This window comes from Denitrobacterium detoxificans, from assembly GCF_015062615.1.
In the GTDB taxonomy this organism is placed as follows: domain Bacteria; phylum Actinomycetota; class Coriobacteriia; order Coriobacteriales; family Eggerthellaceae; genus Denitrobacterium; species Denitrobacterium detoxificans_A.
The window spans coordinates 24162-49714 of record NZ_SUUH01000005.1 but is presented as its reverse complement, the minus strand read 5'-3'; the positions used below and the strand labels follow the sequence as shown (position 1 = coordinate 49714).

Here is a 25553-nt window from a genome sequence, read left to right as displayed (position 1 = left end):
GAGACGAGCGGAGGCCGTCTCGTCTCGCCAGCCGCGCGCCCGTGTAAGTTACATTGAAAATGCCCCGCTGATACCCTTTTGTGGCAATATAGACTCCGTATACTAAGTACCCAGTAACGAAGCATACAAGGAGCACTCATGGGCATATTCTCGCGATTCGAAGGCCATGTGGAAGACGGCCTGGAAGGCGCCGCGAACAAGATGTTCGACGCCCCGATCTCTCCTGTTCAGATAGCGAAAAAGGCCGAAAAGGCAATGCGCCGCGAAAAGATGGTCGGCGCAGGCCGCCAATACGCCCCCACGCTGTATACCATCCTGGTGAACCCCGACGACGACCAGCGCCTATTCGGGTACTACCCCACGCTGGCAGGCGAAACCGAAACGTACCTGGCCGCTAAGGCCAACGAGAACGGCCTGGTCATGGACGGCCAGCCGCTCGTGCGCTTCATCGTTGACGAGGAGCTGCGTCACGGCAAGTTCGACGTCATCGCCGAAATGGTCTCGGCACCCATCATCTCGCAGCTTCGCCAAGAGGAAATGGCGCGTTACGGCCTGGCAGGTGGCCCCCAGATGGGAGGCTACGCGCCGCAGCAGGCATACGCTCCCCAGCGCGGCCCGCAGATGGGCTACGACGCCCCCTACCAGCAGCAGCAAGCATACGCTCCCGCTGGTGGCGGCTATGCGGCAGAGCCGCCCATGGCGCAGCCTCCGCACAAGGAACCGCTTCCCTACGTGCCGGAAGAGGAAATCGACCGTTCCATCGACTACGGCGAGTACACCTTCAATAGCCAGGATTTCGAAAACTACGAGGAAAACGGCGCAGCCTACACGCCTTCCGCCCAGGGTCGCGAAGGATACGGCCGTCGCACCTCCCAGCCGCTCGACCCCGCATACGCAGGCGGCTTCCCCGAGGAAGACCAGTTCGCAGGCTTCGGCGCCCCAGCACGCCCCACGCCCGCTCCCGCACCTGCGCGCCAGCAGCCCATGCAGGCTCCCGCAACGCGCACGTTCAACGACGCCTCGCCCGCGGCGGCGGTCTACCCCGCACGCCTGGTGAACACGGCAACCGGCCGCGCCTATGCGCTCACCGTATCGCGCATGGTCATGGGCCGCAGCAGCGGCTGCGGCATCGTAGTCGACGACATCAACGCCAGCCGCAGCCACGCGGAATTCACCTGCGATGGCAACGGAGTATGGACCATTACCGACCTTGGCAGCACCAACGGCACCTACGTGAACGGCCAGCGCATCACCTCGCAGCCGCTCTACGAAGGCGACCGCATTTCCCTGGGCATGACCGACCTCATGTTCACGCAGAACTAAACGAAGGGATCATCCTTGATCAACGTGACTCTGCTCGTCGGGCGCCTTCTTTTCGTGGCGCTCCTGTATCTGTTCCTGTTCGCCATCATGAAAACGGGCATTGGCCTGGTGCGCGGGCAGCGCAAGAAGGAAAAATCCTGGACGATCGCCGTCGAGCGCGGCCCGAAGGAACTGCGCGGCGTGCAAATCGCCGTACACGGCCCCGTTATCGTAGGCCGCAACCCCGGAGCCGACATCGTCATTGGCGCAGGATACGTTTCCGGGCGCCACGCGCGCTTCACCCTCATGGGCCAGAACCTGTTCGTGGAAGACCTTGGCAGCACCAACGGCACCACGGTTAACGGGCACCGCATCTTCGAGCCCACCGCCCTGCGCGACAAGGACACGGTCACCATTGGCGACGTGGTAATGAGGGCGAGGTTCGCATAATGGCGGCCGCACGCACTCAGGCGCAGGTACGACGCGCCCCTTCCGCGAAATTCGGCAGCCGCACCGATATCGGCTGCGTTCGCGAGCACAACGAAGACAGCCTTATCGTGGCCCCGCCCCTCTATGCTGTGGCCGATGGAATGGGCGGCCATGCCGCTGGCGAAGTGGCGAGCGAAATCGCCGTTCGCACGCTGGCCAGGCAGGCTCCCAGCGAAGCCGACACGGAAGCGCTGGGCAACGCCGTAATCACCGCCAACTACGCTGTCATCAACGCAGCCCAAGAAAAGGGCCGCTCGGGCATGGGCACCACCATGACAGCCGCCGTACTGCGCGGGGAACGCCTTGCTATCGCCCAGGTAGGCGACAGCCGAGCATATCTGCTCCACCAGGGGCAGATGCAACAGCTCACGCGCGACCATAGCCTTATGGCCGACATGATCGAAGCTGGCGAGATCACCCCCGAGGAAGCCCGCGTCCACCCCAAGCGCTCCATCATCACGCGCGCATTGGGCAGCGACCCCTCCATGCAGCCCGACCTATACGAACTCGACGTCTGCACGGGCGATCGCCTGCTGCTATGTTCCGACGGCCTTACGGGCATGCTCGAGGATAGCGAAATCGAGACTATTCTCATGCGCACGCGCGACCCGCAACGTTGCGCCAGCATCTTGGTGAACGAAGCCATCGCCGCAGGCGGGCAAGACAACATCACTGTCGTGGTGGTCGACGTGGAAGGCAACGAAGAGCAGCGCGTAAAAAAGACGCGTCGCCGCGGGCGTGCCTGGGCGATCGTCATCGTGCTTGCCATCCTCGCCACCGTGCTGGGCATTTGCTACGGCGCATACCATTACACGCAAACATGCGCCTATCTGGCATCGCAGGACGGCAAGGTCGCCGTCTACCAAGGCGTGCCCGATTCCGTATTGGGCGTTTCCCTATCGCATCTCGACCATGTGACCAGCGTGGAAGTAAGTGACCTGGAACCCGGCGTAGCCAATCGCCTTTCCGAAGGCGTCATTCGCGTCGACAACCTCGACAAGGCAAATCAGCTGGTCGATACCTACGAGGAGTACATCGAGGAATCGAAGGCGGCATCTGCAAGCGCCTCGAGCGAGTCTTCCGAAAGCACGGAAGACACCTCGAGCGAATCGGCTGAGGGCACCTCCGAAACCGAGGAAGCTAGCAGCACTGCAAGCGCGAGCGCATCTGATTCCCAAGAGGGTGTTGCCTAATGACGCGCCGCAACACCGAACTCCTGCTGCTGCTCATTGCGGCGCCCATCGTCATTCTGCTCTACGCCATGATCGTCATGAACGAGGGCCAAACGCTCAGCATGGAAACGCTCGGCGTTCCCCTGGGCATATTCGGCTCCTTTGCCATAGCCCATCTGGCCGTGCGCAAGTGGGCGCCCGCAGCCGACCCGGCCATCCTGCCCATTGCGTTCGCGCTTTCGGGCATTGGCATCGCCTTCATTACGCGCCTGGCGCCCGATATGGCAATTCGCCAGGTCATGTGGCTGTTCCTGGGTATCGTGTGCATGATTGGCGTGCTCGTGTTCATGAAGAACATCGATCATACAGCCAATTACAAGTACACGCTCATGATCTTCGGCATACTACTGCTGCTCTCGCCTATGCTGCCGGGCGTCGGCACCGAAATCTCCGGTAGCCGCATCTGGCTCTCTCTGGGCTCGTTCAGCTTCCAGCCTGGCGAAATAGCGAAGATCCTCATCGTCTTGTTCCTTGCGGGCTACCTTGCGGCGAACCGCGAGATGCTCTCCGTCTTCACGCTGCGCCTGGGGCCGCTGCGCCTACCCGACATCCGCACGCTGCTGCCCATGCTATTGGTATGGGGCCTGGCGCTCATCGTCGTCATCTTCGAGAAGGACCTGGGTAGCGCCCTGGTCGTCTTCTTCGTGTTCCTTACCATGCTCTACGTAACAACGGGCAAGCGCGTCTACATTGCCGTAGCCATCATCCTGCTGGCCATCGGCGGCGTGTTCGCCTACAGCGCGTTCTCGCACGTGCAGATTCGCGTGAGCACGTGGCTCGATCCCTTCGCCGATGCGCAGGGCACGGGCTACCAGCTCTGCCAGGCCATCTACTCCATGGCCGACGGCGGCATCTTCGGCGTGGGCATCGGCAACGGTCTGTGCGACAAGATCCCCGTCGTGGAAAGCGACTACATCTTTGCCGCCATCTGCGAGGAAGCGGGCCTTCTGGGCGCCGCTGGCGTGCTGCTGCTATTCGTGGCGTTCGCCGTACGCGGCATCGTGACCGCCGCACGTGCCAAGAGCGACGTAAGCTCGTTCATCGCCACGGGCCTCACCGCCTCCATCGTGCTTCAGGCATTCATCATCGTCAGCGGCGTTACGCGTCTCATCCCGCTTACGGGCCTTACGCTCCCCTTCATCAGCCAGGGCGGCTCTTCGCTGCTGGCAAGCTTCATCGCCGTAGGCATGCTTCTGAAATGCGGCGACGAGGCCACGGGCGTGGGTCGCGAAATGACCGGCGCCATCGGCGGTTCTGCTCACGCGCAAACGGGCGTGCTGGGTCGCGTAGCCCTGGGCAAGCGCCTCACGGGCCTCATGATCGTCATCTGCCTCATGTTCGCCGTGCTGGTCGCCAACCTCACGCTGCTCATGGTAGTCAATGCCGACTACTATCAGAACCTTTCCACGAACAACCACACCACGGCCAAGGAAGCCACGCGCGAACGCGGCACCATTTCCACGAGCGATGGCGTGGTGCTGGCGCAGAGCATCCAGAACGAAGACGGCACGTACACGCGCATTTACCCTGCTGGCGTTCTGGCTTCGCACGTGGTGGGCTATTCCAGCACGAAATACGGCACGAGCGGCATCGAAAGCGCTTGCAACGACACGCTTTCCGGCAGCACCGACTTTGCCACCTGGACCGATGTCATCAACAACTACGCAGGCATCTCCACGAGCGGCAACGATGTGAAACTCACCATCAATTCCGAGATTCAGCAGGCCGCGCAAGACGCGCTCGATGGCTATTCGGGTGCCTGCGTCGTGCTCGACCCCGAAACGGGCGCCGTGCTGGCACTGGCCTCCTCACCCACCTACGACGCCGCGGAATTCGAGAGCCTGCTTTCCAACAGCACCGATTCGTCTTCCAGCGATGCGCTCTACAACCGTGCCACCCAGGCGTTGTACGCCCCCGGCTCCACGTTCAAGATGCTCACGCTTGCCACGGCCCTGCAAAATGGCATCGCCAGCGAGGACACCGTGTACGACGCCCCGGGCAGCATGGACATCGGCAATGCGCCCGTTACCAACTTCGATGACACCAGCTACGGCGAAATTACCCTCGCCCGCGCCACCGAAGTCTCCAGCAATACCGTATTTGGCCAGGTAGGTGTTCAGATTGGCCCCGAATTGCTGGTGCGTAGCGCCGAACAGTACGGGTTCAACAACACCACCGCCTTCGAGCTTCCGCTCTCCATGTCGCTCATGCCCGACCCCAGCGAAATGACCACGTGGGAAACCGCATGGGCCGCAGTTGGGCAGCCCGTAGGCGAGCACGAGAGCGCCGCTGGCCCGCAGGCAACCGTCCTGCAGATGGCCATGGTGGGTGCAGCCATTGCCAACGGCGGCACCATCATGCAGCCATACCTGGTAGATAGCGTGTACAACGCCGAAGGCGAGAAGGCGAGCGAAACCTCGCCCACCGTATACGCCAACGTCATGTCCACCAGCACCGCCGATCGCGTGCTGGAAGTGCTGCAGGGCGTTGTGGAAAGCGGAACCGGCAAGGGCGCCGCTATCTCGGGCGTGAACATCGCGGGCAAGACGGGCACGGCCCAAACCGACAAGGAACTCGACAACAGCTGGTTCGTCGGCATGGGCCCCACCGAGGATTGCAAAGTCGTCATCGCCATTGTTCTCGAAGAAAACGATGGCTCTACGAATGCTGCAACGCGAGCAAATAATGTGTTAAGCACTGCTTTGAAAGTACAAGGAGCACTGTAAATGGAGTATGCTAGCGTTAAGGTAATATCTCGCTAGCATGTGCCCAAAAGGAGTTTATACGTGAACGGAAACATGGTAGGCAGAGTCTTCAATAACCGCTATCAGCTCACCGACCGCATTGGCATCGGTGGCATGGCGGAAGTATACCGCGCGCAAGACCGCGTACTCGGTCGCGTCGTTGCGGTGAAGGTCATGCTCCCCCAATACGCCGCCGACGCCGATTTCACGCAGCGTTTCCGCCAGGAAGCTGCATCGGCAGCCAACCTGCAGAGTCCCTACATCGTAAATGTGTACGACTGGGGCCATGACGGCGATACGTACTTCATCGTCATGGAATACGTGCGCGGCAGCGACCTGAAGACGGCCATCACGCAGCGTGGCGCCATTAGCCAGCGCAAGGTCGCGGAAATTGGCTCCCAGGTGTGCCAGGCTCTTTCCGTGGCACACAACCAGGACATCATTCACCGCGACGTGAAGCCGCAAAACATCATGGTCCAGCCCGACGGCAACGTGAAGGTCATGGACTTCGGTATTGCACGCGCGAAGAACTCCATGAAGCAGCAGACGTCTGCCGTGCTGGGCACTGCGCATTACATTTCGCCTGAACAGGCACAGGGTAAAGACCTCACCCCCGCCAGCGACATCTACTCGCTTGGCGTGGTCATGTACGAGGCCGTTACGGGCAAGCTGCCCTTCGATGGTCCCGACAGCGTAAGCGTGGCCATGAAGCAGGTGAGCGAATATCCCGTTCCGCCGAGCGAAATCAACCCCGAGGTCGACCCTGGCCTGGAGCAGATCATCATGCGCGCCCTGGAAAAGGATCCGCTGGCGCGTTTCGCCACCGTAAGCGACATGAAGCATGCGCTGAACGACTACCTTGCCGGTCGCCCGGTGAACATGGCCGACGCAACGCATGTCATGGCAGGCGCATTCGTGCCGCCCATGGCCGACGGCACGCAGGTCATGCCTGCCGTCGACGGCGCTACGGGCGCCCCCACCCAGGCGGCGCGCACCATGAAGGCGGTCGACGAAGAGGCGCTACGCAAGAAGAAGCGCAATCGCAACATCGTGGTAGCCTTGCTGCTCATTGTTGTCGTTGCGGTCATCGCCGCAGCCGTGTTCCTCATTACCGGCAACAAGGAGGGCACGGTTCCCGACGTAACGGGCCAAAGCGCGCAGGCAGCCGCCGTAACGCTGAAGGCATCTGGCTACGAAGTGGGCACCACCACCGAGGTGTACAGCGATACCGTTGCTGCAGGTAACGTGGTCTCCACCGACCCCTCGGCTGGCACCAAGGCCGCCGAAGGCACCACGGTGAATCTGAACGTTTCCAAGGGCAAGGAGCAAATCGAAGTTCCCGACCTTTCCGGCATGACGGCCGACCAGGCAAAAGCCGCGCTTAGCAAGCTGGGGCTCACCGCCAAGGAAGGCACCTCCGAATACTCCGATAGTGCCGCCGAAGGCACGGTAGCCCGTCAGGACGTTACCGCCGGCACGAAGGTAGACACGGGCACCACCGTTACGTACTACCTGTCCAAGGGCTCTCAGAACGTTTCCGTGCCCGATCTTTCCGGCATGACGGAATCCGAAGCCAAGGAAGCACTCGAAGCCGTTGGCCTTACGGGTAGCGCAAGCGATTCCCAGTATTCCACCACGGTCGCCAAGGGTTGCATCATCTCGCAGAACCCCTCGAAGAGCACGAAGGTCGAAAAGGGCACCAAGGTCACCTACGTGGTATCGCTGGGACAGCAGTCCGTCCCCAACGTAATTGGCCTCACCCAGTCGGAAGCGCTTTCCGAGCTGAGCGACTTTGACGTACACGTGGTCGATCAGTCCAGCAGCACCGTTGCCAAGGGCGTCGTCATCGACCAGAAGAAGAACTCCGATGGGTCCATCTCCATCTACGTCAGCACGGGCCCCGCAAGCTCTTCCAGCTCCTCTTCGAGCGGTTCCAGCTCGTCGTCGAGCGACTCCAGTAGCTCCGACTCTTCCAGTTCGAGCTCATCGAGTTCCAACTAGTCTTCTGGCTTGTTCGTTTTCGGGTCAGTCCTTCGGGGCTGGCCCTTTTTCATATCTATGCGCTCCCGGGCGGACAGGCGGCGTCCCTCCCCGAGGCACCCGCTCCGCTGCTCGCGTGGCTTCGGCCCCACACGGGCCGAAGCCTACGCTCGTGCGCTCGCTGGTTCATGCTTTCACTTCGCGCTGTTCGGGATGGGGCGTAGATACGCGTGAAGCTGCGCTTCCCGCCCTCTACGGCCCCATCCCGAACGTAGCGCGTTTCTGGTTGGCTTTCACAGTGCCCTCGGGAAGGGGCGCCGCCCGGGCGCTAGCGCGGATTCGGGTGGGCCCGCCACGATTGGCTATCCCCTCAACATCACACGAAACGCCAGTCGCAACTCGAAGAGTCTTGCTGGAACGCGTATGCCCACACGAGACGGTACACACTCGTTAGCAAACCAACCCCTCGAAAGGGCCACGACCCCGCACGGAGCCCGCGCTGCCGAAGCTGAGAAGGTTTAAACCTTTAAACCCGATTGACCACAACGAAGACATGCGAGCCCAACGGGTTGCAAGCCAAATAAAGATTTACAAAGGGCCGCACTCATCGTTGCGGGACGGCGATGACGCCCTCGCACCTCGTAGCAAGCATGAGGCGCCCGCAAGAGGCTTACATCCGCTACAAGCACCCCGGAACGCTAGGCCGACCGGGATATGCCCGCAGGGGCACTGTGAAAGCAAACAAATGCGCTGCAAATGGGCCTTCCGAAGGCGGAGCGGAAACGCAGTTTCCGAAACGCCAAGGAAGGCCCGGGCAGCGCAAGTAAAAACATGAACCAGCGAGCGCACGAGCGTAGGGCAAGGCCCGTGCGGGGCCTTGCCCACGCGAGCAGCGGAGCGGGTGCCCCGAAGGGCATATGCCGGTCGGCCCCGGGACCGAACTAGGCTTCAGCGGCGGAAAGCTGCCCCTGTTCAGCGGCGGGCTTGGATTCGAGGCGCGAAGCCACAACGGTGGAGGCCACGATGAGGGCGGCACCGGCGACCCCTAGGCCAGTAAGCACCTCCCCCAGAGCCACGGCGCTGATAGCAGCGGTGAAGACGGGCTCGGCGCACAGGATGACGGAAACGGTCGCGGAAGGCACATGAGCCAACGCGAAGTTCTGCAGGAAGAACGCCAAACAGGTTCCGAACAGCCCCAAGAAGACGATGGACGCCCAGCTGGCAACAGGCACCGCGGAGAAGACGGGCATCGACTCGAAAGCGATAGCAGCGCCCAAAGCGGCAACGAACGTAACGCCTATCTGGGCAGTGGAAAGGGCAATGGGATCAACTTCGCCCAGGCCTCGTTCGCCAAACACCAGGGAAGCGGCAAACGTAGCAGAGCTGAACAGGCCGAACAGCTCGCCCCATCCGAACTGGAGCGCACCACCATTGCAGCACAGCAGATACAAACCCGCTATGACCATGCCCTGCAGAAACACCGTGCTCTTGCCGAATTTGCTTCCCGTCACGAGAAGCGACAGCACAGGCGTAAACAGCATGGGCAGAGCAATGAAGAAGCCAGCATTCGTAGCGCTCGTAAGGTTGACGGCCAAGCTGCACGCAAGATAGCTCACGGCCATGAAGGCGCTCGAAGGCAGCCAGGCGCCTAGGCGGACACCACGCAGCAGAGGGACAACCTTGCGCCCAAACACGAGCATGAACACGGCGAATGCAATACCAAAGCGCAAGGCAGCGCACCACAGGGGAGAAATACCCTCGTAGGCAATCTTCATGACGACGTTACCCATCCCGTAGATGGCCGTCTGCATGACAACGAGCCCAATGAATATCCACCTCTTGTTGAACACCGCTTTGCCTTCCTGCGCGCACGAACCTAAGCAGGGGCTACCCCGCTTGCTGCATATGCAACTGATGCTTGGCTCGCGCAACGCGCTATACGCCGACTTGCTACGCTCATACTATCGCGCTTGCATAAAAAAGTATATCGAGAGTATTCTAAGCATATACAAGAGTATCTTATATACCTCTTGACGTGCTTGTTTACCAATATGAAGTGGGCAAACAATGAACCAGAAGTATGAAGCGTTTGTAAAAGCAGCCGAAACGGGCAGCTTCAAGGCGGCCGCGGAAGAACTGGGCTACACCCAGGCTGGCATTAGCTACATCATCAACGCCCTCGAAAACGAAATGGGAACATCGCTGTTCATCCGCGACCACGCCGGAGCACGCCTTACGCCTGACGGACGCGCGCTTCTCCCTTGGGTTCAAGACGTCTGCAACGCCGAACGCGCCCTCCAGACACGCCTTGACGACGTACGCCACGTAGAGGGCGGCACGGTGCGCATCTCGGCCTTCGCCAGCATCGCAATTCACTGGCTCCCCCACATCATTCGCGAGTTTCAGCAAGACCATCCCAACGTGGAATTCGACATTGCGGTATACGAGGAGCAGGACGCGCAAGAAGCAACCCTCTGGCACGGTGAATACGACTGCGGCTTTTTGGTGCTGCCCACGTCGAAGCACTTCTTCACTATCCCCCTTGCGCAAGACCCCATGTACTTCGTGGTGGCAAAGGACCATCCGCTGGCCAACGCCGACTTCTTCCCCACCGAAGCCATGGAAAGCGAACCGTACATCAAGGTCCGCAACGACACGCACACCGAAATGGATGCGCTCTTCGAGAACCACAACGTAAAACCGCACGTGAAAATGGAGATCGACAACGACTATGCCGTTATGGCCATGGTGAACCAGGGGCTGGGCTATGGGCTATTCCCCCAGCTGCTCCTGCGCGATATGCCGTACGACCTAGCCATGCTCGAGCCGGAAATCCCCATGCAGCGCCAGGTTGCCATCGCGGTACGCAGCTACGAAAAGGCTTCCATCGCCGCAAAGGCATTCATTGAATGCACGCGCAACTGGATCGGCGCGCAGCAGTCCAAATAGAGCTACAACCAGGCACAATTCTGCGCATCCCGAAAAGGGCGCACATTCATCAATTTCGTACTGATTTTATCCTCATATTGGGATATATTTATCCATGTTTAACCTCGTATGTGAATAACCTCATACGAGTATATTTGAACATTGGGAGAGGCACACATGGAAGAATCATTCGCAAACCAGTACACACGTCGTGACATACTCAAATACTCGGGCGTCGCCGCCCTCACGCTCGCCGCAGGTGGCGTATTCATTGGCTGCGCCAAGCAGTCCACGCAAAGCGAAACGGCAAGCGCCAACACGGACAACGCTGCAACTACTGCATCGCTTGCGGGAAGCGCATTGAACATCTACTGCGGCGCCGGCATGACCGACCCGTTCCAGGAAATCGCCGATGCGTTCAAAGCCGAAACGGGCTGCGAGATGAACATCACCTTCGCGAATGCTGCGCAGATCCAAACGCAGATTACCGCCACGCAAGAGGGCGACTACTTCATCGCTGGCTCCGCCGACGAATTGAAGCCCGTGGCGGATTACGTAGAGACCAGTACCGACCTGGTAAAGCATATCCCCGTTATCGCCGTGCCAACCGCAAACCCGAAGGGCATTACCGCACTGGGCGACCTGGCGAACTGCGACACGCTGCTCATTGGCGACCCCGAATCCACGCCCATCGGCAAGATCGCCCAGAAGGCGCTCACCGACGCCGGTATCTGGGATGCCCTTCAGGAAAAGAACGCCATCACTACCACAACCACCGCTCCGCAAATCGCCACGGCACTGGCGTCGGGCGAAGGCGACGCAGGCATCGTGTGGAAGGAAAACGTGAAGGCCGACGGCGCCTCCATCCTGGAAACGAGCGACATGGACAAATACGTGAAAACCGTTCCCGCCGCACGCCTTACCAGCGTTGCTAACAAGGACGCAGCCGACGCATTTGACGCATTCCTGCAGACCAGCACGGCCAACGACATTTGGCAGAAATACGGCTACGAACTGGCCGGCAAATAGGCCTCCCCTTTGGCCGGGGCGTCCACTCGCGCCTCGGCCAAAACACAACCATGATTCAACGCAACAAACCTCCCATAAAGCATGCTGGGCGGCTGAAAGACCGCTTCAGTGCGGTGTGCATTGCCATCGCTTGCATTCCGCTCCTCTTCATCGGGTGCGCCATCCTAACCATCATCGCAGGTGGCGTAACGCACCTTTCCGAAGCCGTCTCTTCGGCGGAAGTTCTCTTCTCGCTGCAGATGAGCGTTGCAACATCGACCATTTCCACGGCGCTCTGCCTGCTCATCGCGCTGCCAACGGCGTACGCATTCACGCGCACCAACATGCCGTGCAAGCGCGCTGCCGAAACGCTCATGCAGCTCACCATGTCGCTTCCGTACATCGTGCTCGGCTTCGCCCTGCTGCTCATGTTTTCCTCCCCTGCGGGCAAAGCGCTGAAAGACTTTGGGTTCGCCGTGGTATTCCAACCCGTTGGCATTGTGTTCGCCCAGCTTATCGTGAACCTGCCCTTCTCCATTCGCATGATGCTCACGGCTTTCAAGGACGTGAACCCCCGCATGGAGTTCATCGCGAAGACGCTGGGCGCAAGCTCGTTTCAGACATTTCGCACCGTGCTGCTCCCCCTCTGCCGCAACACCGTCATCTCCACGTTCGTGCTCACCTGGGCACGCGGCATCGGCGAATTCGGCGCCACGCTCATGCTGGTGGGCGTTACGCGCATGCGCACCGAAACCCTGCCTGGCAGCGTGTACCTTTCCATTTCCACGGGCAACACCGACACGGCCATGGCCACCGCCATGATCATGCTCGTGGTATCTGCGGCAACGCTCGTCATATCGAACGTTCTTACCAAGCCCATTGGCGCCGCCCGCGTAAGCAATCGCAAACGCCCTCGAAAGGACGACTAGATGCCCGGCTTTATCGACGTGCACAACCTGATGGTCACACGCGGCGAGTTCACATTGCACGTGGACGACCTGCATATTGAACCAGGCGAGGTATTTGCCATCCTGGGAACAACGGGCTCGGGGAAAACCGTGCTCATGGAATCCATCGCGGGGGCATACCCCATCGAACGCGGCAGCATCCTGCTTGACGGCAAAGACGTTGATGGCCTGCCCATCCAGCAGCGCCATCTGGGCATCCTGTACCAAGATTACGCGCTATTCCCGCACATGACCGTGCGCGACAACATTGCATACGGCCTGAAACGCCACAAGGTGCCCCGCGAGGAAATAGCCAAACGCGCGAGCCAAATGCTCGAACTATTCGAAATTGAACACATTGCCGAACGGCTTCCTGGAATCATCAGCGGCGGCGAAGCGCAGCGATGCGCGCTTGCCCGCGCACTCGTGCTAGAGCCTGACATTCTCATCCTCGACGAGCCCTTTTCCGCGCTCGACCCCACCACGAAACAGGCCATGTATCGCATGCTCCGCTGCATTCACAGCCAGTTTGGGTGCACCATCGTATTCGTAACGCACGACTTTCACGAAGCGCAAACGCTCGCCGATCGCGTCGGCATCATCCTGAACGGGCGGCTTCAGTGCGTTGTTCCCGCAAACGAGCTGTTCGACCAGGACCACTCCCCCGAGATTCGAAAATTTCTGGGAATGGAATAAAACGGCAATTGCACGCAGGCAGCCCCTCGTCGCGGAAGCGCAAGCACGGCGGGGTACAATACCCACATGACCAAGCAGCCCCCAACATACTTTACCTACGTGCTTCGCTGCGCCGACGACACGCTGTACTGCGGTTATTCCACCGATGTTGACGCTCGCGTCGCAACGCACAACGCCGGACAAGGCGCAAAGTACACCAAATGCCGTCGCCCCGTAGAGCTTGTAACATACGCACGCTTCGCATCAAGGCATGCGGCCATGAGCGCGGAATGGCACTTCAAGCAGCTTTCGCGCGCCGAAAAGGAACGAATGCTCGAAGCGGTTACCAACGAGCAGCCCTTCGAAGCGCTGCTTGCGGAGGCATTTGACATCGACGTACGCCAGAACGACATCGCCTACGACGTCGAATCAAGCCTGCAGAGCCTGCGCGACAAGAAATATGCCCAGTTCATGGCGCCCCTCATGCCAACCGTTACCCCCGATCGGATCATCGGCGTGCGAACGCCCGATCTCAAGAAGCTCGCAAAAACGCTCGCCAAGCGCGACGACATCGAGCTGTTCCTGAACGCGCTTCCCCATCGCACCTTCGAGGAAAACCAGCTGCATGCATTCGTGCTGAACGGCCAGAAGGACTACGACGCCCTTATCGAAGCGCTCGAGGCCTTCCTGCCCCACGTCGACAACTGGGCGACCTGCGACCAAATGCGCCCGCCCGTGCTGGCAAAACGCCCCGAGCAAACGGCCGCGCTCGCCCTCTCCTGGATAGAACGCGGGCAACGCGAGGGCATGACATACATGACGCGCTTCGGCATCGGCGTGCTCATGCGCTGGTTTCTCGACGAACAGTACGACCCCGCCTTCACGGATGCCGTCGTGGGCGTTCAGCCAGGCGAATACTACATTGACATGATGCGTGCGTGGTACGTTGCCGAAGCAATCGTGAAGCAGCCCGCCGACGCACATGACGTACTGGAACGAGGAGCTCTCGACACCTGGACCCACAACAAAGCCATCCAGAAGGCTCGCGAAAGCCGTCGCGTTTCCCCGGAAATGAAAAACGAACTCGCCGCGCTGAGGCGATAGAAAGGGCCAGCCGCATACCGCAGCTGGCCCTCGCCTTCATATGCATCGCCGCTCGAGCGCTACCGCTTCGCGGGCTATGCGCAAGCTATGCCGTTACTTCCAGTCGACGTAGGCAACGTGCGTCTCGAGGAACTCCTCAAGGCCGTGCTCGCCGTCATCGCCACCCAGGCCCGACTGACGCACGCCCGCATGGAAGCCCTGGAACGCTTCGAAGTGCTCACGATTCACGTAAATCTCGCCGAAGTTGATTTCGTTCAGCGCACGCATCACCGTATCGTGGTCGGTGGTGTGAATAGAGCTGGTTAGGCCATACGTGCTGTCGTTTGCCATTTCGATAGCCTCGTCGAGCGTCTCGAACTTGGCAACGGGCAACACCGGCCCGAAGATTTCCTCGGTCATGACGCGCATTTCGTGCTTGCAGTCGACGATGAGCGTGGGCTCCATCCAATAGCCCTTCTTGTCGGTGGGGGCATTGCCGCCCACAACGATCTTCGCGCCCTCTTCCTTGGCGCTATTCACCAGGTCCATAACGATTTCCACCTGACGGCGGTTCACCATGGGGCCCATGTCGACGCTGTCATCAAGCGGGTCGCCATACGTGGCGCGCGCAATGCGCTCGGTCATCTTCGCCACGAACTCATCGTAAATGGGCGCCTGCACGTACACGCGCTCGGCAGCATTGCAAACCTGGCCGCAGTTCAGGAAGCGGCTGTTGAAGATGTTTTCGATCGTGGCATCGAGATCGCAGTCGGCCATGACGATGACCGGCGCCTTGCCGCCCAGTTCCAGCGATACGCGCGCCACATGGTCGGCGGCGTTCTTCATGATCTGCTTGCCCACGGGCGTGGAACCCGTCATGGTGACCAGGGCAACCTTTTCGTTGCCGGAAAGGGCATTGCCCACCAGGGCGCCGCCACCCGAAACCACGTTAATGACGCCCGCCGGCAGCGAGCTTTGCTCAACGAGCTTGGCAAATTCATAGCAGCCCATAGGCGAATCGCTGGAGGGTTTCAGCACCACGGTATCGCCCGCAACCAGCGCAGGGGCCACCTTGCGGCCAATGAGGAACAACGGGAAGTTCCACGGCATGATTCCCGCGCATACGCCAATGGGCTTCTTGTACAGGAAGATGTTCTCGTTCGGGCGGTCGGACGTGATGATCTCGCCCTTGATATGGCGCGCCTGACGTGCATAGAAGCGCAGATATTCCGCCAGCCAGCCAGCCTCATCGCGCGATTCGCAAATGCGCTTTCCCATTTCGGCGGTGTTCGTCTGGGCAAAGAGCTCCTGGTTATCCTCAACCAGCTGTGCAAGCTCGAACAGATAGTTCGCACGTTCCACGGCGGGAAGCTTGCCCCAGGATTTCTGGGCTTCGTAGGCGGCGTCTACGGCGGCGGCCACATCGGCTTCGGTAGCCTTCGGCACCTGGCCGATAACCTCTTCGGTGGCCGGGTTGATGACATCGGCCATCTCGCGCGAGCCATTCGGCACAAACGCGCCATTGATGAAGAGCTGGTACTGTTTCATGAAAGAACCTCCTAGAGTTTGCGAATGGAGCCTTCTATCCGAACACGCAGACCGATTTCTCTTCGGCCCACGACGTCGACCTGAAACCATCTTCATCCATTATCGTTAAACACTGCTGAACCGATTCTTACAAATTCGTATCGCTCCGTGAGAGGCTTTTGCTCGATCCTGTGTTTCATTTTCCGGAAAAACGCACGCCCTAGCGATCGAACACACTCCTCGTCGAGCATAACAGGACCACGCAACAGAAAAGGCCGGGCGCAAAGCGCTCGGCCTTTGTATTCCTGGTGCCCCCGATACGATTCGAACGTACGACACCCGCTTTAGGAGAGCGGTGCTCTATCCCCTGAGCTACGGAGGCGCACAAGGCATTCTACCACAGAGAACGCGCAGGATGCGCTACCCTGCAGGCTAAATGGCTCCCCTCATGGAAAGCGTATCAACCAGCTTGGCAGCCGCATCGCGTACCGTCGTGCCATCCATGTCGATGGTCACTTCGGCGTACTTTTCGTACAGGGGAATGCGCTCTTCGTAGATATCCGCCAGACCGCCCATGCCGTCCTTCATGACGACGCCGCGCTCGTGCAGGCCACCCAAACGGCCCATGAGCTCGTCAAGCGACACCTTCAGGTACACAACGGTGCCGATTTCGGAAAGGTGCTTCATGGCGTCTTCGGAGTACACTGCCGAACCACCCGGGGAAACCACCGTGCGATGCACGTCGATGCCGCACAGTACCTCGTTTTCCACCTGGATGAACCCGTCGGGACCCATGGCGTCGATGATCTTCTGCAGCGTCTTATCGCTCTGCTTCTGGATGAGCAGGTCGGCATCGAGGAAGTCGTACCCGATGATCTTGGCCGCAACGATACCCAGCGTGCTCTTGCCCGCGCCGGGCATGCCGATAAGAATCACGTTGTCTTTCTTTACCATGCGCGCTCCTCTCTCTATCGGTATGTTCAGCTCACTATAGCGCAATGGAGCAAAACCGAAAGACCGGCACGCAAAAGCGCGAAAGCCCTGCACAGAACTCGCCACCCGACAATCAGGCAAAACCGCTGGCCGCAATGTGCCCAACAAAAAAAGGGAACGAAGTCTCCTTCGCTCCCCATAATTGCATGCCGTTGAATGGGGCTAGCGTGCGCCGCCGCCACCGCCACCGAAGCCGCCGCCCCCGCCACCGGAGAACCCGCCGCCGAAGCCGCCGCCCGACGAGCTAGATGAAAGCGCCGAGCTGACGATGGATTCCGTATTCGACCACGTAGTATTGAACACGCTGGCAAACGAATCACCATGACGCGTGCCGTACATGGCGTACCAGGGCACGTACCAGCTGTTCTGACCCATGAGGTCGTCGTCCTCCTGGAAGATTTGGGGAACAGCCTTACGCAGCTGGGCAAGGGCTTCCTTGGCCACACCGAAGATGTAGGCGTACACCATGAACTCGCCCCACACCTTTACGTCTGTGGGCGGACGCTCGTCGAGCGCCGAGAACTCGCACAACCACCTACGAAGCGCCTTGCAGCGCATGTAGTCGTCGAGGCCCTTCTGCGTGCGTCGCGTCATAAAGTTGGACAGCGCAAACAGCGCAATACCCGTAACGATGGAAAACACGAGCGGAATGTAATTCTCCACGATGAAGAACGTGATCAGGAAGCAGATGATGGGATATCCCAGTGCCACGCAAATGATGCGGCCCTGCCACTTATTGCCATCCTCCTCGAAGTAATCGGCCTTGTTCTGGGCGGCGGTCACCTTGCCCTGCCATGCCTTCACAGCGTCGTTGAACTTCGAGGGGCTCGACTTACCGTAATCGCGAATGGACCCCAACCAGAAGGGATTCTTTCCCTTCGAAACCTTGCGAAGAAGCTTGATGGCTTCCTTGTCGATAGGATCGCTGAGCGCATCGGCCTCTTCGTCGTTGATGGTGATGTAATAATCCTCGATGACCTTCTTGTCCTTGTTATACGTTCCCTTCGCAATGGTGAGCACGCCCACATGCGACAGGTGCATGATTGTGGCCATGAAGTCGTTGGAGCTTTCCTTGCCGAAGCGCCACAAGCGCCCAATGGTGGCGGGATGAACGTCGCGATTAGGCACGTCACGCCAGTAGTCTTCGGTAAACGTGGGCTTGTGCTCCTTGCCATGTCGGAAGTACATCACGACAGCCCACACGATAAGCGCCACCGAAAGCAACGCCCAGAACAGAATGTAGAGCTGGGAGTACATGCGCTGGTAATTCGCCGCGTCGGCCCATTCCTCTTCCGACTGCAGGATGCTATCGAGAAATGCCGTGTCACCCGTGGATTCCAGGGCGTCGGAGCTGATGTTCGTAAGCCACGTGCGGGGGAACACCACGCGCGCTTCGGCGTATTCGCCCGGCTTCACCTTGTCGACCTTGTACGTTACGGCCGTGGCGGAGTCGTTGAAGGCCAGCGTGCCCGTAAGTGGGCCATGGCCCCAGGCGTACACGTCCGAGCCAATAACGGGAGCGGCGCCCGCGGGAACGGGCATCGTGATGGTGCAGGTAACGTTCTCGTTCGCAACCGCCCAATCGGTGCCGATGTACTGCCAGTACAGGTCGGCACAGTCCTTATACGGCGTAACGCCCGCCTTCACCGTGTAGTCGATTTGGATGACGACATCGCAATCGCTGGCATCGAAGAACGCGTAGACCGTGTTCTTGCCCGTATCGACCGAGTACGAGGTATAGCCAGGGCCGCCCGCATCGCGCCATGACAAATCGAAGCCCACGCTGGGCATATCGACCAGCGCAACGTCGCCGTTGCTATCCACCTGGCCAATCTGAACGCTATTTACCGTGAAACTGCCGCTGCGCATGTTCCACCAGATGCAGGAAAACGTGCCATCGAAGCTGAATGTGCGCTGCTCGACAACATGCAGCGAGCCATCGCTTTGCGCATCGGCGGTAATGTCCACCTTCGGAATGGTGTAGTCCTTGGCGTAGGCATGCGAAGGAGCGATCACGCACGCAAGGAGCACCACCGCCATGAGACATGTAGCAAGAAGAAGCGAGCGCAGCGCATGGGTTCCCATCCCCCATGTGGCCGCTGTGCGCCCCGCGCTGGCGCATACGGGCCCATCGTTGTGACGCATTTGCGACAACATAAATCGCGAAAGCATCCAATTCCCCTCTCTACGTGCGATTTTGGTTCAATTTGGCCTGATTATACCCGAAAGCGCAGACCCTATGTTTTACGCAAAGCGAATGCTTGCATGTTTGGAAATGTCACGGTATCATAGCGTACCGCGTCTAAGACGCATCCGCGGAGAGCTGACCGAGAGGCCGAAGGTGCTCGCCTGCTAAGCGAGTATGCCCCAAAAGGGTATCTGGGGTTCGAATCCCCAGCTCTCCGCCACGAAATCCTAGCAGGTTCCGAATGGGACCTGTTTTTTTATTATTCGGGATCCGTTACTGGGGATTCGAACCGATGAGGTGGAATTCCGTTAAGAAAGCCGTCCAGTGGACGGCTTTTAGGAATTCGCCCGACCGAGCCTGCGAGGGAGGGTTCGGGGTTCGCGAAGCGAACGCCGGAATCCCCAGCTCTCCGCCACGAATTTTGAGCAGGTCCCGAAAGGGGCCTGCTTTTTTATCCGATCGCGGCTGCCCTGCCGGTGATACTCTTCAGGTCACCCGCTCCGCTGCTCGCGTGGTTTCGGCCCCGCACGGGCCGAAACCTCCGCTCGTGCGCTCGCTGGTTCATGCATTTATCGGGTTGCTTGGCTAAGCCAAGCAACTTCTTTTTTTGTTTTCACAGTGACCTTGCGAGCATCACCGGCAGGGCAGCAATCGCCAGTCCAGAAGCAGGTCCCGTTGTCCCCTACCCTGATACCTGCCGGAGCGCTGGTAGGCTCTTCTTTAAGTCGAGGCCAGAACCGAGGGCATAAACACCGTTGCCTACAATTATGCATGATGCTGCGCCTCCACGCCGCATCCCAAACGTAGCGTGTTTCCAGCTTGCTCTCACAGTGCCCCTATGGGCTACCGGCTCCGACCGATTGGGCGCTATCCTTGGCCGCTCAACCTGCGGCAGCCCTAATCGCGCTCCACTCGCTTCGCATGGCAGAGCGCTGGTAGGCTCTTCGGGTGGCGCGTCCGGTCGGGAATCATCCGATTCCGCGTGAACAAGCCTCCGTCCCCCGTTCACGGGCACTGCTTGCTCCATCCCTGGTGAACTACGGAACGTTCGGCTTCGCCTGCGTTCCTTGTTCACCCCTTCCCGAGTAAATAACCAACCCGGGAAACAACCCCATCAGGCATTCAGAATAGTGCTTAACAGGTAATGAAACACCAAACAACAGTTTCGGAATTACAGGCAAGCGACTTCGTCAAACTACGCATCATCAGAGAAGTTGAGGCAGGCAACGAGATAATAATCTTCACGATAAGCGGCGCAACAACAACCCGTCCCGATTTATAGAAGTCCTACTTGGATGGGAGGCTGTCGAGGGGTAGGGGTGCGTGGGTAGAATTGACCCGATCGGAACTACGTGGAGCGCGGGGCGGGGTTGCCCATAGGGGCACTGTGAAAGCCAATAAGAAAAGCGTTGCATACGGACCTTCCGAAGGCGGGGCGGAAACGCAGTTTCCGAAACGCCAAGGAAAGTCCGGGCAGCGCCAAGTGAAAGCATGAACCAGCGAGCGCACGAGCGTAGGGCAAGGCCCGCCTGGGGCCTTGCCCACGCGAGCAGCGGAGCGGGTGCCCCGAAGGGCAACCCCGCCCCGCGCCCGCAACGATTCACAAGCGAGATCTATACAGGCTCGCCCTCAACATCGACGGCATACCAGCCAATGCCTTCGTAGTTCCAGCCTGCCGCCTTAACGAAATCGCTCTCGTCCTGGCTTGCCGTAAACATGTGGTTCCCCGCAAGAGCATTGGGATTGTAGAGGCGATGAACGGGAACGCCACTCTCATCGGCGCTGCAGAAGGCAACACCCTCGTCGTTCCAGCCAAGCTTCTTCAGCATATCGCGCTCTTCGACGCTCATCGTGAAGTGATGGTCTCCCCCGTTCGGGTTGTACAAGCGATACACTTCAGCACCCTCAAGCGGAGCCTGCCATGCAACGCCCTCATCGTTCCAGCCCGCCGCTTTCACGTTTGCGTATTCCGACTCGCTCATCGTAAAGAAGTGCTCACCAGAATTCGGATTGTACAGGCGATACACCGCCGCAGACTCTACCGCGGCCTCCGTCGTAGCAATGGCGTAATTCGAAAAACCATCCGTCTCGAACGTAGCCGTTTGCGTCGCGGAATCATACTGCGTCGGCACTGCCACGCAGGTGCCGTCATGCTCCTGATGAACCACCACGACCGAACCGTATTGATCGCCGTCAGCCAGCTTCAGGGAAACAACGGCGTTCTCCTCAAGGGGCTCATCAGATCCAAGAGAGGCCGTCCAGGCAGTCGACGCATCGTTCACTCCCTTGTAGATGACCTGGTTCAAAGAAAGGTCAACGACACTTTGCACCGTATACTCCCCAGCCCCCGTTGCAGCCGTCTGCAGCGCATTAAGCTCATCGTCGCTCACCTTGGCGCTATCAACGGACAAGATAGCCGAACCAGAATCGACGTCTTTATCGGACAGCACAATCGACCCGCCCGAAATAGCATCATCATCAGACACTACCGCATCATCGACCTCGTCAAAATGGGCCGCTAGGTGGAAATTGCCCTTGGCAACCTCGAACGAGTACTCCGACGCATTTTCGCCCGTGTCGAACGTGCCGCCGTTCACACCAAAGGAAATGAGCTGCATGCCGTGATTGGGCACAAGCCTCACAGTGAGCAGAGAGCCCGCGGGGAATACCGCTCCACCCTCGTTCTCATCGGCCACCCAATCGAATGCCGAGCCCTCTTTCAAGTCCGCTTCGGTATAGGTATCGCCATCATATTCAACGCTCACGAATTCCAGCGTTCCACGGTCGATGTAATCATCGGTACCAGCATCGACATCCATGTACGACCAGAGGAAATTGCCTACTGCAGGGTCATCATCGCGAACGGTTGACGTAGCAATCTCGTACGTATTAGATCTCGAAACGGTAACGTCGAACTCCGTATGCTGATACGTAAACGCGTCGAGCTTTTCCTGCTTCGTATCGGGAATGTAGCTACTGTAATCAACGCCATTGATGGTCAGGCTCGTCATTTTCTCGATGAACAGCACAGAGAAATGAAAAACGACTTTTCCCTGATCGGAATAGTACGTAGTTTGATAGCCTTCGAACGAGCCCTGAGGCAGATCGGTCATATTTTCGCCACCATCGCCAACCCGCATGTCAACGAATTCGCCCGTATACGAATAAGTGAAGGTAGCTATATCATTGACGACAGATTGCGTCTCAAGAGACCCCGTGGACGCGGGCGCAAGCTCGCTACCATCTCCTGCTTCATTTGATTGGGGCCCGAGCTCGTTCTGTCCCTCCGGCTGAGCGGAAGGCTCCTGAGGCTGCACGGCACTTTGATCGGGGGCATTGGCGACCTCATATTCATCCGCCACGCCAAACGCCATTGCCGGCACCCAGGCAACCGACAACACGCATGCGAGCAAAACGGAGACTAGCTTACGACTGATACCCATAACACCACGCCCCTCTCGTGCTTATGAAGATAGCGTGATTATACATTCAGAAGCATACTGCGAGGGCGCCCGCCCAGTGATTGTTACCAATTCGGGCGCATATCGCCTAGGTATGCCGTTTACACCGGGGAGCCGAGCGCCTTCGCAAAGCCAATTCCCACATCACTCGTAGGTGCACGGCGCAAAAAATGGGCACCCCGAAGGGTGCCCATTCGCTTCAAGCTATGCAGTGGAGACTACGCAGCAACGTTGCCGCTGGCAGCGTGCTCCTGCACCTTGTACCACGCCAGATCTGCCTCAGCCAGAGCCTTGGCAGCCTCGTCGGTTTCGGCCTTGATGGCCTCTTCCGTCTCGGCGATCTGTGCGCGCACAGCTTCCAGGTCGATGCTCTCGACCGGTACGGCACGGTCGGCCAGGACGATGACCTTTTCACCGGTCACCTGCACATAACCGCCCTGCAGCGCGTACGTAGAGGACACGGTGTTGGCATCGGAGTAGACGCGAACAACACCGTCGGCCAGCGTCGACATCAGCTGTGCATGTCCGGGCAGAAAGCCCATGTTGCCTTCCACGCCCGGCACGACCACCATGTAGCAGTCTTCTCCGAAGAGCTTCTTGACCGGGGTGACGATGTCGCAGGTAATGCTAGCCATTAGTCTTCCTTCTTCATCTTCTCGTACGCAGCGTACACTTCCTCGATAGCGCCCTTGTAGGTGAAGCACTGCTCGGGGATATCGTCGCACTTACCGTCGAGGATTTCCTTGAAGGAACGCACCGTGTCTTCCATCTTGACGTAGACGCCCGGGTTGCCGGTGAACTGCTCGGCAACGTGGAAGGGCTGACCCAGGTACTGCTGCACCTTACGGGCGCGGCTAACCGTGAGCTTCTGCTCTTCGGACAGTTCGTCCATACCAAGAATGGCGATGATGTCCTGCAGGTCCTTGTAGTTCTGCAGAATCTCCTGGACGCCAACAGCCACGTCGTAATGCTCCTGACCAACGACTTCGGGGTCGAGAGCGCGAGACGTGCTCTCCAGCGGGTCGACGGCGGGGTAAATACCCAGCTCGGCGATGGAACGGGAGAGAACCGTCTTGGCGTCGAGGTGCGTAAACGTGGTAGCGGGCGCCGGGTCGGTAAGGTCGTCGGCGGGTACGTATACAGCCTGTACCGAAGTAATGGAGCCCGTGGTGGTGGACGTAATGCGCTCCTGCAGGTCGCCCATTTCCGTAGCCAGCGTGGGCTGATAGCCTACAGCGGAAGGCATACGGCCGAGCAGAGCGGAAACCTCGGAACCAGCCTGCGTGAAGCGGAAGATGTTGTCAATGAACAGCAGAACGTCCTGACCCTGATCACGGAAGTACTCGGCTTCCGTCAGGCCAGCCAGACCGACGCGCAGACGCGCTCCGGGAGGCTCGTTCATCTGACCGTACACAAGGCAGGTCTTGTTGATAACGCCGGACTCGCTCATTTCCAGGTACAGGTCTGTACCCTCACGAGTACGCTCGCCTACGCCCGTGAATACGGACGTGCCGCCGTGCTCCTGAGCGAGGTTGTTGATGAGTTCCTGAATGAGAACCGTCTTGCCTACGCCAGCGCCACCGAACAGACCGGTCTTACCGCCGCGGATGAAGGGCTCGATCAGGTCGACAACCTTGATGCCCGTCTCGAACACTTCGGTGCTCGTGGTGAGCGTGTCGTATTCGGGAGCGGGATGGTGGATGGGCATCCACTTCTCGATGTTGTCAGGGAGCTCCTTGCCGTCAACAGGCTCGCCGACCACATTCCAAATGCGGCCCAGAGTTGCCTGGCCAACGGGCATCTTGATGGGAGCACCGGTGTCCTGCACGTCGAGACCGCGAACCAGGCCGTCGGTGGACGACATGGCAACGGCGCGCACAAGATCGCCGGGAAGGTGCATCTGCACCTCCATGACGACGTGAACGTCGCCCAGAGGAGTGGTTGCATCAACCGTCAGAGCGTTGTAGATTGCGGGCATGCTCTCGCGAGCGAACTCGACATCAACAACAGGACCGACGATACGGACGATGCGACCGACACCCCCTTGAGTCTTGTTTTCTTCAGCCATTTATTCCTCCAAAGCTGCTGCGCCACCGACGATCTCGTTGATCTCGGTCGTGATGGCACCTTGGCGAACTCGATTGTAGTAACGCTCGAGCGTTTCCACCATCTCGGTCGCATTATCGGTTGCTGATTTCATGGCGTTGCGGCGAGCGCCCTGCTCACCACAGGCGCTGTCAACCAGTGCGTGGTAGATCATCATCTTCACGTATGCGGGAAGCAAGCTGTCGAGTACGTCCTCGGCGCTGGGCTCGAAGTCCACATCGCCAGTGGATACGTTCTCTTCGGCCTCGGCCGCCACGCCTGCCTCGAGTGCCTTGGAGAAATCCTCCTCGCGCGCAAGCGCGCTAGCATCGATGGGCAGAATCGTTTCGGTGCGAAGCGTCTGCTCTGCCGCGTTCTTCGCGTGGTTGTACACGATGACGACCTTGTCGTAGTCGCCGTTCGTATACCCGGTGATGGCACGCTGCGCGATAGTGGCGGCTTCATCGAACGTCGGGTCTGCGGAAAGGTCCTTGAACACCATGTCCAATTCGATTCCGCGGAAGCTGAAGTACGAGATTGCCTTCTTGCCACACGCGATAACGTGAGTATCCACACCATCCGTGGAAAGCTTCTTGATCTGCTTTTCCACGGTGCGAAGGACGTTCGCGTTGAACCCGCCGGCCAGACCGCGGTCGGAAACCACGGCGATGGCCAGCACGTTCTTTACTTCATCATGTTCCTGCAACAGAGGATTTTCCGAGCCACCTGCACTTTCGGCAACATGCCCGAGCATTTCGGCCATGGAGTCGGAATACGGCGTGGTCGCGGCAACGCGTTCGGTCGCCTTGCGAATCTTGGCCGCCGACACCATTTCCATGGTACGGGTGATCTGCTTCGTCGAGTTGACGGAGTTGATGCGCCTTTGAATGTCGTGTAGGTTTGGCATCCGT

At 59.3% G+C, this 25553-nt stretch carries 18 protein-coding genes and 2 tRNA genes; 11 read left to right on the top strand and 9 right to left on the bottom strand.

Annotation, left to right across the window (positions count from 1 at the left end):
* Positions 1-138: 138 nt before the first annotated feature.
* The 5 genes from E7002_RS07150 to pknB are packed head-to-tail and all read left to right on the top strand — an operon-like array spanning position 139 to position 7768.
* The gene (locus E7002_RS07150; RefSeq protein WP_303728175.1) at positions 139-1323 is read left to right on the top strand and encodes a DUF3662 and FHA domain-containing protein; all 1185 of its coding nucleotides are present in this window, start codon (positions 139-141) and stop codon (positions 1321-1323) included.
* A gap of 15 nt (positions 1324-1338) precedes the next feature.
* Positions 1339-1752 (top strand): FHA domain-containing protein, encoded by a 414-nt coding sequence (locus E7002_RS07145; RefSeq protein WP_066663719.1) that lies wholly within the window; start codon positions 1339-1341, stop codon positions 1750-1752.
* On the top strand, positions 1752-2984 hold the full coding sequence (locus tag E7002_RS07140; RefSeq protein ID WP_303728174.1) for a Stp1/IreP family PP2C-type Ser/Thr phosphatase: 1233 nt from the start codon (positions 1752-1754) through the stop codon (positions 2982-2984). The genes E7002_RS07145 and E7002_RS07140 overlap by 1 nt, the downstream gene beginning before the upstream one ends.
* Positions 2984-5749, top strand: coding sequence for an FtsW/RodA/SpoVE family cell cycle protein (locus E7002_RS07135; protein WP_303728173.1), 2766 nt, complete (start codon positions 2984-2986; stop codon positions 5747-5749). Before E7002_RS07140 ends, E7002_RS07135 begins: the two co-directional genes overlap by 1 nt.
* A gap of 60 nt (positions 5750-5809) precedes the next feature.
* On the top strand, positions 5810-7768 hold the full coding sequence (pknB, locus tag E7002_RS07130) for a Stk1 family PASTA domain-containing Ser/Thr kinase (protein WP_369692498.1): 1959 nt from the start codon (positions 5810-5812) through the stop codon (positions 7766-7768).
* Between the two features lie 920 nt (positions 7769-8688).
* On the opposite strand, the gene E7002_RS07125 is transcribed toward pknB, so the two are convergent.
* Positions 8689-9597: a DMT family transporter gene (locus E7002_RS07125; protein ID WP_303728172.1), complete on the bottom strand. Its 909-nt coding sequence runs from the start codon at positions 9595-9597 to the stop codon at positions 8689-8691.
* Between the two features lie 217 nt (positions 9598-9814).
* On the opposite strand from E7002_RS07125, the gene E7002_RS07120 reads away from it, so the two are divergent.
* From E7002_RS07120 to E7002_RS07100, 5 genes are all read left to right on the top strand, one after another.
* Positions 9815-10696, top strand: a complete 882-nt coding sequence (locus E7002_RS07120) for a LysR family transcriptional regulator (protein ID WP_303728171.1) — start codon at positions 9815-9817, stop codon at positions 10694-10696.
* A gap of 156 nt (positions 10697-10852) precedes the next feature.
* Positions 10853-11704 carry a molybdate ABC transporter substrate-binding protein gene (modA, locus tag E7002_RS07115; protein ID WP_303728170.1) on the top strand — a complete coding sequence of 284 codons (852 nt, stop codon included), beginning with the start codon at positions 10853-10855 and terminating at the stop codon, positions 11702-11704.
* Positions 11705-11754: 50 nt separating this feature from the next.
* A complete protein-coding gene (locus tag E7002_RS07110) occupies positions 11755-12612 on the top strand; it encodes an ABC transporter permease (protein WP_303728169.1) in 858 nt (285 codons plus the stop codon).
* Positions 12613-13326 (top strand): ABC transporter ATP-binding protein, encoded by a 714-nt coding sequence (locus tag E7002_RS07105; RefSeq protein WP_303728168.1) that lies wholly within the window; start codon positions 12613-12615, stop codon positions 13324-13326. It begins immediately after the preceding gene.
* 66 nt (positions 13327-13392) lie between these two features.
* Positions 13393-14409, top strand: a complete 1017-nt coding sequence (locus tag E7002_RS07100) for a GIY-YIG nuclease family protein (protein WP_303728167.1) — start codon at positions 13393-13395, stop codon at positions 14407-14409.
* A gap of 93 nt (positions 14410-14502) precedes the next feature.
* Here E7002_RS07100 and aldA read toward each other — a convergent pair whose 3' ends face one another.
* From aldA to E7002_RS07080, 4 genes are all read right to left on the bottom strand, one after another.
* On the bottom strand, positions 14503-15936 hold the full coding sequence (gene aldA / locus E7002_RS07095; protein WP_066663753.1) for an aldehyde dehydrogenase: 1434 nt from the start codon (positions 15934-15936) through the stop codon (positions 14503-14505).
* A gap of 285 nt (positions 15937-16221) precedes the next feature.
* A tRNA-Arg gene (locus E7002_RS07090) sits at positions 16222-16297 on the bottom strand.
* A 50-nt stretch (positions 16298-16347) separates the two neighbouring features.
* A complete protein-coding gene (locus E7002_RS07085) occupies positions 16348-16869 on the bottom strand; it encodes a shikimate kinase (protein WP_303728166.1) in 522 nt (173 codons plus the stop codon).
* A 201-nt stretch (positions 16870-17070) separates the two neighbouring features.
* Positions 17071-18948, bottom strand: coding sequence for a DUF2207 domain-containing protein (locus tag E7002_RS07080; protein WP_303728165.1), 1878 nt, complete (start codon positions 18946-18948; stop codon positions 17071-17073).
* A gap of 277 nt (positions 18949-19225) precedes the next feature.
* On the opposite strand from E7002_RS07080, the gene E7002_RS07075 reads away from it, so the two are divergent.
* A tRNA-Ser gene (locus E7002_RS07075) sits at positions 19226-19316 on the top strand.
* 1393 nt (positions 19317-20709) lie between these two features.
* On the opposite strand, the gene E7002_RS07070 is transcribed toward E7002_RS07075, so the two are convergent.
* The 4 genes from E7002_RS07070 to atpG form a co-directional block, all read right to left on the bottom strand.
* Positions 20710-22539 (bottom strand): hypothetical protein, encoded by a 1830-nt coding sequence (locus E7002_RS07070; RefSeq protein WP_303728164.1) that lies wholly within the window; start codon positions 22537-22539, stop codon positions 20710-20712.
* 236 nt (positions 22540-22775) lie between these two features.
* On the bottom strand, positions 22776-23192 hold the full coding sequence (gene atpC / locus E7002_RS07065; RefSeq protein WP_303728163.1) for an ATP synthase F1 subunit epsilon: 417 nt from the start codon (positions 23190-23192) through the stop codon (positions 22776-22778).
* Positions 23192-24625, bottom strand: a complete 1434-nt coding sequence (gene atpD, locus E7002_RS07060; protein WP_066663760.1) for a F0F1 ATP synthase subunit beta — start codon at positions 24623-24625, stop codon at positions 23192-23194. The genes atpC and atpD overlap by 1 nt, the downstream gene beginning before the upstream one ends.
* Positions 24626-25549, bottom strand: a complete 924-nt coding sequence (gene atpG, locus E7002_RS07055) for an ATP synthase F1 subunit gamma (RefSeq protein ID WP_303728162.1) — start codon at positions 25547-25549, stop codon at positions 24626-24628. It lies immediately after the preceding gene.
* Between the last annotated feature and the right edge of the window lie 4 nt (positions 25550-25553).

Bases quoted from the DNA above. Each gene is read 5' to 3' on its own strand.
- E7002_RS07100 (WP_303728167.1), top strand. From the start codon at position 13,393: ATGACCAAGCAGCCCCCAACATACTTTACCTACGTGCTTCGCTGCGCC.
- E7002_RS07105 (WP_303728168.1), top strand. From the start codon at position 12,613: ATGCCCGGCTTTATCGACGTGCACAACCTGATGGTCACACGCGGCGAG.
- E7002_RS07110 (WP_303728169.1), top strand. From the start codon at position 11,755: ATGATTCAACGCAACAAACCTCCCATAAAGCATGCTGGGCGGCTGAAA.
- E7002_RS07140 (WP_303728174.1), top strand. From the start codon at position 1,752: ATGGCGGCCGCACGCACTCAGGCGCAGGTACGACGCGCCCCTTCCGCG.
- E7002_RS07070 (WP_303728164.1), bottom strand. From the start codon at position 22,539: ATGGGTATCAGTCGTAAGCTAGTCTCCGTTTTGCTCGCATGCGTGTTG.
- aldA (WP_066663753.1), bottom strand. From the start codon at position 15,936: ATGAAACAGTACCAGCTCTTCATCAATGGCGCGTTTGTGCCGAATGGC.
- E7002_RS07135 (WP_303728173.1), top strand. From the start codon at position 2,984: ATGACGCGCCGCAACACCGAACTCCTGCTGCTGCTCATTGCGGCGCCC.
- atpC (WP_303728163.1), bottom strand. From the start codon at position 23,192: ATGGCTAGCATTACCTGCGACATCGTCACCCCGGTCAAGAAGCTCTTC.
- E7002_RS07150 (WP_303728175.1), top strand. From the start codon at position 139: ATGGGCATATTCTCGCGATTCGAAGGCCATGTGGAAGACGGCCTGGAA.
- atpG (WP_303728162.1), bottom strand. From the start codon at position 25,549: ATGCCAAACCTACACGACATTCAAAGGCGCATCAACTCCGTCAACTCG.
- modA (WP_303728170.1), top strand. From the start codon at position 10,853: ATGGAAGAATCATTCGCAAACCAGTACACACGTCGTGACATACTCAAA.
- E7002_RS07120 (WP_303728171.1), top strand. From the start codon at position 9,815: ATGAACCAGAAGTATGAAGCGTTTGTAAAAGCAGCCGAAACGGGCAGC.
- E7002_RS07085 (WP_303728166.1), bottom strand. From the start codon at position 16,869: ATGGTAAAGAAAGACAACGTGATTCTTATCGGCATGCCCGGCGCGGGC.
- E7002_RS07080 (WP_303728165.1), bottom strand. From the start codon at position 18,948: ATGGCGGTGGTGCTCCTTGCGTGCGTGATCGCTCCTTCGCATGCCTAC.
- atpD (WP_066663760.1), bottom strand. From the start codon at position 24,625: ATGGCTGAAGAAAACAAGACTCAAGGGGGTGTCGGTCGCATCGTCCGT.